Annotated in this window: 14 protein-coding genes and 1 tRNA gene; 12 read left to right on the top strand and 3 right to left on the bottom strand. The window is 35.5% G+C overall.

Annotated features, from left to right (window positions below; translation table 11 throughout):
* Positions 1–17 precede the first annotated feature (17 nt).
* Positions 18–905 (bottom strand): flotillin-like protein FloA, encoded by an 888-nt coding sequence (floA, locus tag Q3Y49_RS15370; RefSeq protein WP_303269371.1) that lies wholly within the window; start codon positions 903–905, stop codon positions 18–20.
* Between the two features lie 359 nt (positions 906–1,264).
* On the opposite strand from floA, the gene Q3Y49_RS15365 reads away from it, so the two are divergent.
* The 4 genes from Q3Y49_RS15365 (at position 1,265) to Q3Y49_RS15350 (ending at position 5,754) form a co-directional block, all read left to right on the top strand.
* Positions 1,265–1,771 (top strand): nucleoid-structuring protein H-NS, encoded by a 507-nt coding sequence (locus Q3Y49_RS15365; protein WP_303269370.1) that lies wholly within the window; start codon positions 1,265–1,267, stop codon positions 1,769–1,771.
* A 125-nt stretch (positions 1,772–1,896) separates the two neighbouring features.
* Complete coding sequence (locus tag Q3Y49_RS15360; RefSeq protein WP_303269369.1) at positions 1,897–2,481, top strand: hypothetical protein; 585 nt, start codon at positions 1,897–1,899, stop codon at positions 2,479–2,481.
* Entirely contained in the window at positions 2,478–3,308 is an 831-nt protein-coding gene (locus Q3Y49_RS15355) for a hypothetical protein (protein ID WP_303269368.1), read from the top strand. Before Q3Y49_RS15360 ends, Q3Y49_RS15355 begins: the two co-directional genes overlap by 4 nt.
* Positions 3,295–5,754 (top strand): leucine-rich repeat domain-containing protein, encoded by a 2,460-nt coding sequence (locus tag Q3Y49_RS15350; protein WP_303269367.1) that lies wholly within the window; start codon positions 3,295–3,297, stop codon positions 5,752–5,754. Before Q3Y49_RS15355 ends, Q3Y49_RS15350 begins: the two co-directional genes overlap by 14 nt.
* 58 nt (positions 5,755–5,812) lie before the next feature.
* Here the strand turns inward: Q3Y49_RS15350 and Q3Y49_RS15345 are convergent, their stop codons facing one another.
* Entirely contained in the window at positions 5,813–6,541 is a 729-nt protein-coding gene (locus Q3Y49_RS15345; RefSeq protein ID WP_303269366.1) for a sulfotransferase-like domain-containing protein, read from the bottom strand.
* Entirely contained in the window at positions 6,538–7,455 is a 918-nt protein-coding gene (locus Q3Y49_RS15340) for an aminotransferase class IV (RefSeq protein WP_303269365.1), read from the bottom strand. The genes Q3Y49_RS15345 and Q3Y49_RS15340 overlap by 4 nt, the downstream gene beginning before the upstream one ends.
* 243 nt (positions 7,456–7,698) lie before the next feature.
* Between Q3Y49_RS15340 and Q3Y49_RS15335 the strand changes: the two genes are divergently transcribed.
* From Q3Y49_RS15335 to Q3Y49_RS15300, 8 genes are all read left to right on the top strand, one after another.
* Positions 7,699–8,697 carry an isoaspartyl peptidase/L-asparaginase family protein gene (locus tag Q3Y49_RS15335; protein WP_303269364.1) on the top strand — a complete coding sequence of 333 codons (999 nt, stop codon included), beginning with the start codon at positions 7,699–7,701 and terminating at the stop codon, positions 8,695–8,697.
* Positions 8,698–8,929: 232 nt separating this feature from the next.
* Positions 8,930–10,162: a PP2C family protein-serine/threonine phosphatase gene (locus Q3Y49_RS15330; protein ID WP_303269362.1), complete on the top strand. Its 1,233-nt coding sequence runs from the start codon at positions 8,930–8,932 to the stop codon at positions 10,160–10,162.
* Positions 10,155–10,793, top strand: a complete 639-nt coding sequence (locus Q3Y49_RS15325) for a polysaccharide deacetylase family protein (protein WP_303269360.1) — start codon at positions 10,155–10,157, stop codon at positions 10,791–10,793. The genes Q3Y49_RS15330 and Q3Y49_RS15325 overlap by 8 nt, the downstream gene beginning before the upstream one ends.
* On the top strand, positions 10,790–11,899 hold the full coding sequence (locus Q3Y49_RS15320) for a glycosyltransferase (RefSeq protein ID WP_303269358.1): 1,110 nt from the start codon (positions 10,790–10,792) through the stop codon (positions 11,897–11,899). The genes Q3Y49_RS15325 and Q3Y49_RS15320 overlap by 4 nt, the downstream gene beginning before the upstream one ends.
* On the top strand, positions 11,896–12,651 hold the full coding sequence (locus Q3Y49_RS15315) for a TatD family hydrolase (protein ID WP_303269355.1): 756 nt from the start codon (positions 11,896–11,898) through the stop codon (positions 12,649–12,651). Before Q3Y49_RS15320 ends, Q3Y49_RS15315 begins: the two co-directional genes overlap by 4 nt.
* The gene (locus Q3Y49_RS15310; RefSeq protein ID WP_303269353.1) at positions 12,652–13,722 is read left to right on the top strand and encodes an asparaginase; all 1,071 of its coding nucleotides are present in this window, start codon (positions 12,652–12,654) and stop codon (positions 13,720–13,722) included.
* Positions 13,723–13,912: 190 nt separating this feature from the next.
* Positions 13,913–13,999, top strand: a tRNA-Ser gene (locus Q3Y49_RS15305).
* Between the two features lie 174 nt (positions 14,000–14,173).
* Complete coding sequence (locus tag Q3Y49_RS15300) at positions 14,174–15,025, top strand: MotA/TolQ/ExbB proton channel family protein (RefSeq protein ID WP_303269351.1); 852 nt, start codon at positions 14,174–14,176, stop codon at positions 15,023–15,025.
* The last annotated feature ends 18 nt before the right edge of the window (positions 15,026–15,043 follow it).

Genomic DNA, 15,043 nt, shown 5'->3' with positions numbered 1-15,043 from the left:
AATTCAAAACTTTCTTTTCAATAAAAACGACCTGTCCTAAAAGCTCCAGATAAAGCAACAGGTATTTCAGCCTCAGCTTTGATTACTGAAGCTTTTGCTTTTTGGACACGAGCCAGCATTTCCTGCTCCAGCGCGACTGCCATCGCCCTTCGTTTTTCGGCTTTAGCTTTAGCGATATTGAGATCAGCAGCTGCTTGGTCGATCTGCAAGAAAGCTCCAATATTTTTTCCGATGTCGATATCGGCTATATCAATAGATAAGATTTCAAATGCTGTACCCGAGTCTAATCCATCGGCCAATACTTTTTTGGAAATGTTTTCAGGGTTTTCTAATACTTCATAGTAAGTTTTCGCAGTTCCAATGCATGAAATAACACCTTGTCCAACTCTTGCTTTTATGGTTTCTTCTCCTGCACCACCAACAAGTCTCTCCAGATTAGTCCTAACGGTTACCCTTGCCACAGCTACCAATTGGATTCCATCTAGCGATACCCCAGTAATGGCAGGTACAATGATTACATAGGGAGTCACTGATACCTGAACTGCTTGTAAAACATCTCTGCCTGCCAAATCTATTGCTGTTGCCTGTTTGAAAGTCAGTCTTAAATTTGCTTTGTCTGCTACGATCAAAGCTTTAATCACATTGGGTAGATTTCCATTGGCGAGATAGTGGGTTTCCATTTCTTCAGTGGTAACATCCAAAATTCCTGCTTTTGTCGCGTTTATCATCGAATTAGCAATAAGGACTGGTGGTACCTTCCTAAATCTCATGAATACCAATTCCAGTAAATTGATCTTAACCCCTGAGAAAATGGCAGTAATCCAGATATTAACAGGAAATATGAATAAGAATAACCATATGCCGACCAAAATGGCAACTAGTAGGATAATAGAATTTAATGCCATGGGATATCAGCGTTATTAAGTGCGGTGAAAGGTAGTAAATTGCTGTGATATTTTTTCTTGAATTATTTTATTTTTACTAAGGAGTTTTCTTTTCCGCTATTGAAACATTGATTAGTTAAGTAATTCTATCTGCTTGAAGATTGCTATGTAAAAAGTGAAGTATTTTTTGTACTCGATTATAACCAAAAAAAATTCACATAGGGTCATGCAATTGTTTTTTTGGTAAGTATATGTTTTTGGCTGGTAACATATAATTTTACCAATCATCTGATCTTGTCGATAAAGCAATTATTTTTATCGATTAATATAACTTTTTGCTAATTATACGTTACTAGGGCTGTACTAAACAATTGTATGAAATGAATAAATTGAAATCTATTTTTAGGCTCAGTGCCTTATGTTTGATTTTGAGTGCAGGCTTATTTGCTTGTAAGAGTAGTAAGAAAGTAGCGGACGCATCTAAAGATACGGCCACTACCGAAGAGCAACAGGAAAAGCCTGACAATGTCTCAGTGAATTTAGGGGAAGCGGGCACTTCAGAAAATGCCAAAGATAAGAAGATTTCTGAGGAGGAATTATCTAGGAAATTAAGTGAATACTTCAATGCGATTGCCAATTCTTCAGATAATACGGCCCAAGCCAATAGGAATATTAATGAAGCAAAATCTATGTTCGCATCTCCTGATGTGCCTGTGCTCATTATAATTAATGAATCCGCTGATGGTTTGAAGGATTACGACCAGCCAACAAATATTTTGGATTACATGAACTATTTAAAAGATCAGGGTAAGAACCTGAATGAAATCTACAAGGTGAAAACTAACGATAAAGGTAGAATCATGGAACTTGAATTGATTCGTAAATAATTGATAAGTGATTATTTGACAATTGCATTTGTAAATCTTATAACTATTTAATTGACAGTACTTTACTTTAAGTCCTCATTGTATAGATTATTAGATTATATTTCAAACTACCTAAAATTAAAATAATGAAAAGATTAAAATTAAAATATATAGCAATTACAGCGCTTGTAGTAAGTTTTTCTTTTGGTGCTACTGCACAAACTGATGATGTATCTCCTCAAAGAAAACAAGCCATTGATTCTTTAGCTTTAGAGAAAGTTAGAGATTTAAGTAAATATATAAGCATCATCGGTGATAAAAAAACGGCCTATTCTGAAGCTAATAGGGTAATGGACAGAGCAGAAGAACTATTTGCTCCTGAAAGCGAAATGGGTGTTTCTTCACTGACTACCGAGGAAGTAGAGTATTACAAAGTAAGGAAGTACTTTGAGCGGTTGATGGCTTTGAACTACGATAAGGTTAAAATTAGCTGGTATGATATTCATTATATTAGTGACTTGGAAAAACAACCAGATGGTAAATATGTGGGAGTTGTAACAGTCTATCAGCGTTTCGAAGGTACTTCTGATGACGGATTGAATTACAAAGACACCACTAAAAAAGACATTACCATTTACGTAGAGAAAAAGAAGACTCAAATTTCTGGTAGAACCATAGAGTTTTGGGATGTGATGCTGGGTGATATTCGAGTGACAGAAACTTCTTCATGATACGAATCCTTTTTCTTAACATATTTTTATGTGTAACTCTCTACCTTCCTGCGCAAATTGTGCAGGAAGATGGAAGTTCTCGCGATGAGAGTGAATTGTATGCTTCCACCAAGCAGGTGAATCAGTTTTTCAGACGATTTAATGGGGAAGAAGATCAGAAGGGAAAACGGTTTTATGAATCTGATAAATCATTTCGATCCTCCACTTTACGAGAGGACTATATCAGTTTGCTTTTTGATCGCCAAAATCGAAATCTCTCAAATGAACAGAAAAGGAAATTCATAAGCGATGTGACGGACAAGACAAATCCTCAATTTTTGAATTTTCGACAGGATGGATGGTTTGCTGAAGTGAATGCAGTGTTTACCAGAAACGGAAAAGAGGAGAATATTTTGCTTTTCTTTAAAATTCAAGAAGAAAGGGAAGGTTACGAATGGGTTTTGGAACAAGTGTCTTCAGCTCACTATCAGCAATTTTTTAATAAGAGCAAAAGCGAAGAAAAAGCGTTTTTACACCCCATGAGTCATGAATTAGATTTTATGAACTTGCATAAATCTTTAAAACAAAAAAATGCTGTGGATTTCACTTCAGATGAATTCAAAGTGGATCCATTGTCTATTTTTTTATATGAAATGGCTTCCAAAAGCATTCAATTCAAAACAGTTACCACAAGTAGATTTCATTTTTTTCAATGTGAAGGCTGGTATTTTCAAATCGCAGATTATAATCGTAAAGGCTATAATAGCGGATGGTTAATTTCGGACTTGACACCAGTCCAAAAGGAAGATGTTACAAAACTGAAAGCATTTATATATGAGGCTAAATAGTGTCTTTTTTTTACTAGTAGGTTTGATTTTTCTTCAAATTTATAAACTTTCCGCTCAGGAGATTAAGGGATTTGAAAAGCAAGAAATTGAATCCTATCAATCTAAAGCAGAAGATCAAGTACGGTTTTTGGAATATTTACTAAACACATTGGGTAGTAAGGATGCAAGTCATCGTGATAAAGATGTTATTATCAGAGAGAGTTATTTAAAGATTTTCAGAGATAGTAAAGTACAAATTGAGGATGATTTATCCGAGAATCGTAAAGTATTGATCAATAAAGATGTTACGGCTTATCTAAAGGATATTGATTTCTTTTTTGAAGATGCCAACTTCGATTTTGATATTAAAACAACAGCAGCTTTTCTAAGAGATAATGGAGGTCTATCTTTCAAAATTGAGCTCAATAGAACATTAAAAGCAACAGGAATTGAGGGAGAATCAATACTAAATACTAAAACTCGATTTGTAGAAATAAATTTGGATAAAGAATCAGATGAACTGCAGATTGCCAGCATTTATACAACAAAAGTAAGTAGGGATGAAGCCATAAAGGAATGGTGGAATAATCTTTCTTTAGGTTGGAAGAATATATTTAGAAACAAGTTTGAGATAGAAGGGGATAGTGTCGAAATAGATAAGCTCAATTCAATAGCTTCTCTAGATTCAATTGATTTGGCCGATAATGATTTTATAGTTAGCCTTGAGCCTTTAAGTTTTCTAGTCGATTTAGAGTATGTAGATCTTAGCCATACAAAAATTGAAAATATATCCCCATTGAGCAGTTTAACCGAACTTAGACATTTAGATATTTCTTACACTACAATTGAAGATTTAAGTTTTTTGCGCTATGCTGAGAAGTTAAGGATACTTGATGTTTCTTTTACGCCAGTACAAAAAATAGCAGCTCTTGAAAATTTGAACGCACTTACCGAATTGTATTTGAATGGTGCTGATATAAGAGATTTTGAAGTACTAGGAAAATTTAAAAACCTTGTTAAATTAGATTTAAGCCAGACCTTTTTTAATCAGCCAGATGTTTTTAATGAAATGGTGAAACTCGAGGAACTTAATTTGTCCAAGAGTAACTTGTCTCAATTGACTGCAAAAATGAGCCCTAAAACCCTGCGAGATTTAGATATATCTTTTGCGTTCATCTCAGATCTGAGTCCGTTGGAAAACTATCAAGAACTCACGTCTCTTAATGTGAATAACACCCAAGTGGAGAATTTAAAAGTACTAAATAAGCTCAGCTCTTTAGAAAAAATTTATGCTGATAACACTTTTGTTTCAGAAAAAGAAATTAATGAATTTATTGATTCAAACCCGAGCAAACTTTTAGTGGTAAACTCTGAAGAATTATCTGAGTGGTGGAAAAACCTAAATAGCGATTGGAAAGCAGCTCTAGAAGTCTATTTAGAGGGTATTACTTTGGAAAATCCGCAAAAAGAGCATTTAACAAAATTATTGTTGAAAGACAGTTTAAATCTTAATAATAGAGGACTTAGTGATTTAAATCCTATCAAAAAGTTCTCCCGTTTGCGATATTTATCAATTTCGAACAATCAACTTAGTAATTTAACGCCAATTGAAGGATTAACATCACTGAATGTTTTAGAGGTAGAAAACAGCGGTTTAAAATCCGTAAAATCAATTGTTCGCTTAAAGAAGCTGAATAGCTTGAATCTTGCTCAGAATCAGCTCTCAGAAGAGCAGTTTTTGCAATTAACAAAACTGAATAATCTGAAGGACTTGAATGTAGATGGGAATGGAATCAAGAAAGAGGTGGTTGGTAAATTCCTCGATAACAAAAGCTCGAAAACTAGCATTATTTATGATGGAAAAGCTTTACAGGCTTGGTGGGATGCGTTAGATAACACTTGGAAAGCCATTTTTAGATTGCAATTTCCACTTAGTAATCGCCCTTCTATCAAAGAGATTCATGACCTGACTGCTTTAAATAGTATAGTTATTGAAGATGAAGGTATTCAAGATTTATTTCCATTAGCTCAATTTATCTTATTGGAAAATGTTCATTTAAATAGGGTAGAGCTAAATAGTTTGGAAAGTATTACTTCCATCAAAGAGGTGAAGGAATTAAGCATTAAAGAAAGTCCCATTGAAAATTTAGATCCTTTAAGTCAGCTAATGTTCTTAGAAAAGTTAGTTTTGGATTTTTCAGCCGTATCTAATCTTCAACCATTAGAAGAAGTCCAGAGACTTGTGTATTTGAGTCTGGCGGGAACCCAAGTAAGAAATCTAAAAGGATTAGAAGGCTTAACCGGTTTAAAGTATCTCGATATTTCCAGTACCCAAGTTCGTTGGATTGGTAAACTTTCTTTATTAAATGATTTAGACAATTTCATTTGCTATAACACTAGCATCTTTCAGTTCAGCCTCAATAAATTTCAAGAAGACCATCCTGACTGTGAAGTGAGATTTTATTGATCATTTTTTCGAAAAGAAGAAGCTTCAATAAAAGAAGGTTAATTCTCTATTTGATGAATTATAGCGCCATCTGACTTAATTGATTGTAATAGGGCTGACACTCAGCTAATAGAGGTTTTAATTTTTCTGGAAAAGGAAAGCTTTTTGGACTGTACGGCTTAAAGCTGGTTGATTGATGAATATTTTTATACCAATATGGAGCCCAGATTCCGTCTTCTGAAATCGCACCTTTTGACCATTTCAGCATTGCAGAGTCGAACGGAATTCCGATTGCATCACATAATTTTTTTAACTGTTTTTCAGGATTAAGCAATATGGATTTAGAATCTACCACAATAACTGGTAAATCCATATTCTGCAATTGCTCCACAATCTCTAAATGCATTTTGTAGCCAACATCTTTTATAGACGGGTTTTCAATAACCTCAGCAAATGAAGGCAACATTTCCACTGGGTCCCTGGTGAGAATTATATTCACCATAGATTTCATGAATCCCTTGTCCAAGCTAGGAAGTAAATGATGAGTCATGTTTTTAAAGAAAAGCACAGGTTTTTCAGCATAATTTAGCATCATATCTACTACTTTATTCCCATCAGACTCCATTGATTCCATGATTTCATTTGCTCCTGGATGATATTCATTAGCATCAGAATTATGGAGATAATAGGAATACAAGGGTTCATCGAAGACTTTGGTGTCTGGCCTTTGTGCAAATGAATACATCAATGCTGTGGAAATATTTCTAGGTCCTGACCATAGCGAAATGCGAGTTACGGAATTGTTCATATGGCTTTGACTTCTTTTGCGATTAATTCTTGATAAAGCGAGCTTAGCGTTTTAGTTCTTGATCCTACTACCCCTTCTCCAATGATTTTTCCATCTATTTTTATAACGGGAGTTACGCCCCCAAAGCTACCGGTTACAAAGCATTCATCAGCCCCATAGACATCAAACAGAGAGAAGTTTTTTTCTTTACATCCAATCTGATTTTCTTGACAAACTTGAATAATATTAGCTCTAGTAATTCCATTCATGCAATATTGACCTGTTGAAGTCCACACCTCTCCGTCTTTCACCATAAAGAAATTTGTGGCATTACAAGTTGATACAAAGCCATGAATATCTAGCATAAGTGCTTCATCTGCACCTGCATCCAAAGCCTGAATTAAAGCTTGCACTTCATGCAATTTACTATGACAATTTAACCTGGGATCCAAATAGTCGGGAGATCCTCTGCGAATAGTAGAAGTAAATAGGCTTATTCCCTTGTCCTTAACATCTTCTGCTGCAATTTTATGTTCAGCTATGATCACTACATTCGGACCAGATATAGTTAATCTAGGATCTTGAGAAGGTGTTTTCTTAATTCCTCGAGTAACCATAACCCTGGTATGAACATGATCTTTCATATTGTTAACATCCAGAGTTTTTTGGACCATTTGCAATAACTCTTCTTTGGTGAATGGTAATTGCAATCCAATTACTTTTGCTGATTGCCACATACGGTCTAAATGCTGCTGAACAAAGAGCATTTTTCCTTTGTGTATGCGGAATGCCTCCCAGATACCATCCCCAACCAGGTAGCCGCTATCAAAAACAGAAATTTTTGCATCCTCTCTTGGAAGTAATTCCCCATTTATATAGATTTTTATATCCTTATTGCGGGGATCTTCAACGGCTTTATGTGTTCCTGATATCATTTTACTCTTTTTGCCACAATTTAGAAGAATAAATACAGAAAAGAAATTGCTTTAGGAATGGTGTTGTTCGCACGATCTTTCTCTGGTTCAATGCCTAATATTAATTAGACCAATTCAAACAATTTTTCATTATATTCATCCTGAGACAGTGGTTAAATGCTATAATTATTTTTGCTAAATCGAGAACTGCTACAGAAAATAATAGCACAATTAGTTATATATTAAATTTTTAAAAGTGTTGAGATGAAGTTATACAGAAGAAATTTTTTGAAAGCAGGAATGGCAATTGCGGCAGGTGTTGCATTTAAACCCTTCAAATCATGGTCAAATATTAATTCTTTACCATCTGATGCAATTACAAAACCGATTGTCATCAGCACTTGGAGGTTTGGAATTAATGCTAATGCTGATGCGTGGGAAATTTTGCGAGAAAAGGGACGAGCTTTGGATGCAGTTGAAAAGGGAGTACAGCGAGTAGAAGCCAATCCTGACGAGCGGAGTGTTGGATACGGGGGTAGGCCTGATAGAGATGGAAATGTGACTCTAGACGCTTGTATTATGGATGAGAAAGCAAATATAGGGTCTGTGGCTTGTTTGAAACATATTAAACACCCAATTTCTGTTGCTAGAGCGGTGATGGAAAAAAGCCCACATGTAATGCTAGTAGGAGAAGGAGCACTACAATTTGCATTACATCACGGTTTTCCCAAAGAGAATTTATTAACGAATACCTCTGAAAAAGAATGGAGAGAATGGCTCAAAAGTTCAGATTATCAGCCTGTTGTAAATATTGAAAACCATGATACAATTGGGATGATTGCTTTAGATATTCATGGTAATTTATCTGGTGCTTGCACCACTAGTGGCATGGCTTATAAAATGCACGGAAGAGTTGGTGATTCCCCAATTATAGGAGCAGGCTTATATGTTGACAATGAAGTAGGCGCAGCTGTGGCCACAGGTCACGGAGAAGAGATAATCAGAGTGGTTGGATCTCATTTAGTTGTTGAGCAAATGCGGCATGGTAAATCACCACAAGCTGCATGTGAATCCGCTGTTCGACTAATCCTTGAAAAATTTAAGCTTAGAGAAAAAGATTATTCGACCACACAGATTGGTTTCATTGCCTTAAATAAGTCGGGTGAATTTGGCTCTTATTGTCTTCAGAAAGGATTTAATTTTGCTGTCTTCGATGAGAAAAATGGGAATAGACTTTTAGATGCCGGTTTTCTAGTAAAATAATCTTGTTCCGGGACGTTATTATTAATTCAATTTGAGCGGAGTTTTTTTATAATTATTGATTGATTAATTCCATGAAGCCAAAACGTCCATCTGTATTCTAACTTTCAGTTTTTTCGCAAGACAGAATTGCATGACTTTATATTATATTTTGAAGTTTAAAAGTAATCTGTTTTCCATTTCTTTATTCAAAATTATATTTATCATTTCTAATTGCTAACTTCACATTTCAATTATGGATACTGCCCTAAACATAGCGAATAGATACGAACTCAAAGAATTGGAGCTGAATTCATTGCTTGAAATTACTCAAGCGATTAACGAGAATATGGCTGAAGATTCTCTCTATAAAATCTACAATTTCACTTTAAGGGCAAATCTGAAGCTTGGTAAACTCATGTTATTGGTGCAAGAAAATGGACTGTGGGAGCAAAAGTTGTCTTTTGGGACCACCAAGAACTATTCTGCTGATGACAATAGTACTAATCACTTGATTAATAAAAGGCAAATACTATTCGCAGCAGACTTAGTGGATTCACCTTTTGAGGAATTTGAAGTAGCAATTCCAGTTTTCCATAAAAATGAGTTATTAGCAACAGTGTTTCTAGGTGGAGTTGCAAATGCAGAGGAGAAGGAATTAATAGAGAACCATTTGAATTTCATTCAAGCATTGACTAATATCATCATGGTGGCCATCGAAAACAAGAAAATGGCAAGAGAGAAGTTGGAGCAAGAGGTGATAGCCAAGGAAATGGAAATTGCCAAAAAAGTTCAACAATTATTATTTCCAAAATCATTACCAGAAAGTGACCATTTTAAAATCGATGCGCACTATTCTCCTCATCATACAGTTGGGGGTGACTATTATGATTGGATTTCAATCGATGAAAACCGAAAAATAGTATGTATAGCTGATGTTTCAGGAAAAGGCGTACCTGCCGCTTTGTTGATGTCAAACTTCCAAGCGTCACTTAGAACTCTCCTGAGAAAAACTACTGATTTAGAAGAAGTAATTAATGATTTAAATCATCAAGTCTTTGAAAGTGCAAATGGAGAGAATTTCATCACTTGCTTTATTGCATTGATTGATCTGAATGAAAAAAAATTGACCTATGTGAATGCTGGTCATAACCCACCGTTTTTAGTATCTTCTGATGGCATAATTGAGAAATTGGAAACGGGCACTTTAGTACTGGGAGCATTAAGAGAAATTCCGTTTCTAGAAATAGGTAGCACAGAAATTAGTACTCCGCAAACGCTTTTACTTTATACGGACGGATTGACTGAAGCCTTCAATGAGCAAGAAGAAGAATTTGGACCCGAGCGGGTAATGGAAATTTTAAGTAATTATATTTCTGCCACTCCTGAAGCAATCATCAATGCCATTTTAAAGGAGATTGAGGCTTTTATTGGGAAAAGAGCTCTGTCAGATGACATCACGCTATTAGCTTGTAAATATCATGTTTGATGGTGCGTTTTTCAAAACACCAAATGTAATTCAAAATCTGTTCCCGTCATTTTTGTGGAAGATTAATACCAGTGAAAAGTTAATTTACCCTACTTTTGATGACGGACCCATCCCGGAATTAACACAACAAATCTTAAATATTTTAGATCAATTTGATGCCAAAGCTACATTTTTTTGCGTGGGAGATAATGTTAGAAAACATCCTGATATATTCCTAAGTATTTTAAGAGAAGGACATGCCGTTGGGAATCACACCTTCAATCATTTAAAAGCGTGGAAAACGGGTCATGACGACTTTTTGAACAATGTATTGCTGTGCCAGAGAGAAATAGAAAAGCATATTGATCAAGAACGTAAGCTATTTCGATTTCCTTATGGACAAATTAATTTTAAAGTAGCTCGTGAGTTGAAAAGAAAAGGGTTTAGTTTAATCATGTGGGATGTACTGTCTAAAGATTACAATATCTCTTTGCCCGCAGAAAAAATACTCATGAAAAGTATTCAGTTTTCGGAGAACGGTAGTATTATAGTTTTTCACGATAATTTTAAAGCGAAAGATAAAATATTGCAATTCCTACCTTTGTATCTCAAACATTTTTCCGATATTGGATACAAATTTAAAAAACTATGACCTATCTATTCTTAGGCCTACTGATTATTATTCTTTTAGTAATTTTCATGGACTTAATATTATGGATGGCGTGGAAACCAAAAGCCGAAAACCCAAAGCCTTACGAAGGAGAATTGCCTTTTATTTCCATACTGATGGCCGTCCGTGATGAAGTCCATACAGTTAATTACGCTCTTAATTCCCTCGAAAAACTTGACTACCCAAAAGATAAATATGAGGTTTTAATGGGTGATGATGGCTCAACTGATGGCAGTACTAAAATCTTACAGGAATGGGATAAAGAGACTAATAATTTTTTTTATTTGTCCATTACCGAGAAAGTGAAGCACTTAGATGCAAAAGCCAATGTTTTAGAACAATTGGCAGCAAGAGCTAAAGGAGAATTCATGATGATTACAGATGCCGATGTGGAGGTTCCTTCAAGTTGGTTGATGAAGCAGTTAGCATGTTGGAAAGAAGGATCTGGAATCCAAAGCGGGTTTACCATTATAAAAGCAAAAGATTTCTTTTCTAGTATGCAAATGATAGATTGGAGTTTGGCACTTGGTATGGTGAAAATAGTAAGTGGATGGAAGATCCCTGTTACGGCAGTGGGCAATAATATGATGGTGAGTAAAGAAGCTTACAACAAAGTAGGGGGTTATAAAAATATTCCGTTTTCTGTCACTGAAGATTTTGCATTGTTTCAGGCAGTAGCTAAAGAAGGTTATAAATACCAACAATTAGCCAATGAAGACAGTCTCGTTAGGACATTTGCGGTGAAAGGGTTTAAGAATTTAATGAACCAACGAAAAAGATGGATGAGCGGGGCTCTAAAATTACCGCCTTTCATGGTCATGGTTTTAGTTTTTCAGGCATTCTATTATCCTGCTATGTTAACAATGATTATTGTCAATCCTTTTGTGGCTATACCATTGTTTGGTTTGAAGATTACTTTACAAAGTTTATTTATAAACAAAATTTTAGAAAGATTGAATCAATATGTTCCTTTGGGCAATCTTTTTGTATTTGAATTCTACAGTGGCTTCATTTCTATTGCACTTCTTTTCTATTATCTCTTACCTTTGCCCGTAAAATGGAAAGGAAGAAAATTTGCTAAAGGATGATTGAAACACACGCGCATTTATACGCTGAGAAATTTGATGAGGATAGGCCGGAAATGATGGATAGGGCCGTGGAAGCCGGAGTTGAGAAATTTTACATGCCTAATATTGATCACGAATCAATTGAGCCAATGTTGGAAGTAGAGGATAGATTCACCCATACGATCGCCACAATGGGCGTTCATCCATGTTCTATTGAAAAGCATTTTGAAAAACAGCTTTACGAGGTTGAAGATTGGCTGAACAAAAGAAAATTTGTAGCGGTAGGGGAGATCGGCTTGGATTTCTATTGGGATAAAAGCTTGATGGAAGAGCAAAAAGAAGCCCTGAAAATTCAAATTGCGTTGGCTAAAAAGCATCAAATTCCCATCATTCTGCATTGTAGGGATTCCTTTGATGAAACCTACGAAATAGTGAAAGAAATGAAAGATGATGCCTTGAAAGGTGTGTTTCATTGCTTTACTGGAAATGCGGTAGACGCTCAAAAAGTGATTGATTTAGATTTTTTTGTCGGAATTGGTGGGGTGGTCACTTTTAAAAATGGGGGGGTGGCAGAACATATTCCTGATATAGATATCAATAGAATCGTTTTAGAGACGGATGCACCTTACTTGGCACCAACTCCTAAAAGAGGAAAACGAAATGAACCGGCTTATCTTGATTTGATTGCACAAAAAATTGCAGATCTAAAGCAGATTTCCAAAGAAGAATTGGTTAAAATTACTTCAACAAATGCTAATCAGTTATTTGCATAAATGGAAAAGCCATACAAACTAATACATATAGAAACCGCAACACCTAAAGCACCAGAAAGTGCGGTGATGATTATCTATACAGGCGGGACTTTGGGCATGGTTTATAATGAAGATCAAGCTTTAGTACCTTTTGATTTCCAGAATATCTTGGACGAAGTTCCTTCCCTAAAGAATTTTAATCTGAAAATCACAGTGGCTTCGTTTCATAATTTGATTGATTCATCCAATGTAAGCCCTAAGCACTGGGATGATATTGCAGGATTGGTTGAGGACTACTATGAAGAATACGATGGATTTATTGTAATCCATGGGACGGATACCATGTCCTACACTGCTTCAGCAATCAGTTTTATGTTGGAAGGTTTAAATAAACCCGTGATTTTTACGGGTGCTCAATTACCAATAGGCGCTGCACGTTCCGATGCCAGGGAGAACTTAATTACAGCAATAGAGATCGCCAGCCAGAAGTTAAACCATAGACCCATCGTATCTGAAGTTTGTATCTATTTTGATAATCTTCTACTTAGAGGGAATCGTTCGAAAAAAGTTGAAAGCGTACAATTTGATGCATTTCAAAGCGAAAATTACCCTGTTTTGGCTGAAGCTGGAGTCATTATAGAATATAATTTTTCAGCTTTAAGGCCATTTCAAACGGAGGCCGAATTAAAAGTTAGAAAGAATATTCAACAAGAAGTAGCCATTTTAAAGGTATTTCCTGGAATATCACAATCCCTAGTGGACGGGATTTTATCTATTGAAGGCTTGAGAGGATTAGTAATAGAAACCTATGGGTCTGGGAATGCACCCACCGAAAAATGGTTTATTGATGCTTTAAATAGAGCCATTGAAAAAGATATTCTGATTTTGAATGTTTCACAGTGCATGGGAGGGAAGGTGATTCAAGGTCGTTATCAAACAAGTATGGATTTGCAGTCCATTGGTGTAATAAGTGGGAGTGACATCACAACCGAAGCTGCAATCACCAAAATGATGTATGTGTTAAGCCATGCACACACCAAAGAAATGCAACAAAGCTATCTAATTAAACCGCTTCGAGGGGAAATGGAATAAATAGAAGGAGGATGTTGCATGGAATAATATAATTATAAACTGCAATCATTCTATTTGCAACTGAATTGCATGTTAATAATAGATTAATATTTACCATTTGGCAAAATGGGCTTGCATGGAGAATAAATTATTAATTTATTTGTGCACGTTTGAAAAGAGTTCAAGTGATAAATAATTATTGACAAACAAAGGAGAGGTGCCAGAGTGGTCGATCGGGCTCGCCTGGAAAGCGAGTGTGCCTTCACGGGTACCGAGGGTTCGAATCCCTCCTTCTCCGCATTTTGTTCAATTTTTTGGTCTAATATTTTAAGTAAATGATTATTATTTAACTTAAAGGGTTAAAGAATTGCTAAAAAAATTTTCTGTTTGTGGATATTTGTGTAAAATTGGACTTAGTTTCATTATAACTAACATACATTAACTAAAAAAGAAAATTACAAACAACTTAACTATGAAAAAGCTATTTGTTTTAATGATGATGGCCGGAGCTTTAGTATTCGGTTTTAATGGCAATGCAATTGCTCAGGATGAGGAAGCAACCTCTGAAATGGAAAATGATACAACTGCGATGGAAGGAGATTCCGCAGAGGTAACTGACACAGCCGCTGTTGAGGAAGCAGATACAATGCCGACTACAGTTGTAGATGAGGAGGAAGTAGTAGAAGAGCAAGGCTTTCACCAGATTGTAAAAGAGAAGTTCATTGAAGGTGGATGGGAATTCATGTCAGTAGTTTTAATATGTTTGATCTTAGGATTAGCTATTTCTATTGAAAGAATCATCACTTTAAACTTAGCAACTACAAACACTAACAAATTATTGGCTAATGTAGAAGATGCATTAAACCAAGGTGGTGTTGAAGCGGCTAAAGAAGTGACTAAAAACACTAGAGGTCCAGTGGCATCTATCTTTACTCAAGGTTTGATGAGAATGTCAGAAGGCGTTGAGATGGTTGAAAAATCAGTTATTTCTTATGGTTCTGTTGAAATGGGACGTTTAGAAAGAGGTTTGGTTTGGATTTCATTATTTATCTCATTAGCTCCAATGTTAGGTTTCATGGGTACTGTAATTGGTATGATTGGTGCTTTCGATGCAATTGAAGAAGCTGGTGATATTTCCCCATCTTTGGTTGCTGGAGGTATTAAAGTAGCCCTTTTAACAACAGTAGGTGGTTTGATTGTTGCTGTTATCCTACAATTATTTTACAACTATTGCGTTTCTAAAGTAGATTCTTTAGTGAATCAAATGGAAGATGCTTCTATTGCTTTAGTTGATATTTTAGTAAAGCACAATCTTACTAAGTAAGTTTAACCTTTAAACTTT

It is taken from the genome of Marivirga harenae (genome assembly GCF_030534335.1).
GTDB classification, from domain to species: domain Bacteria; phylum Bacteroidota; class Bacteroidia; order Cytophagales; family Cyclobacteriaceae; genus Marivirga; species Marivirga harenae.
The sequence above is the reverse complement of the archived record's forward strand: the minus strand, read 5'-3'. Positions and strand labels throughout refer to the sequence as shown.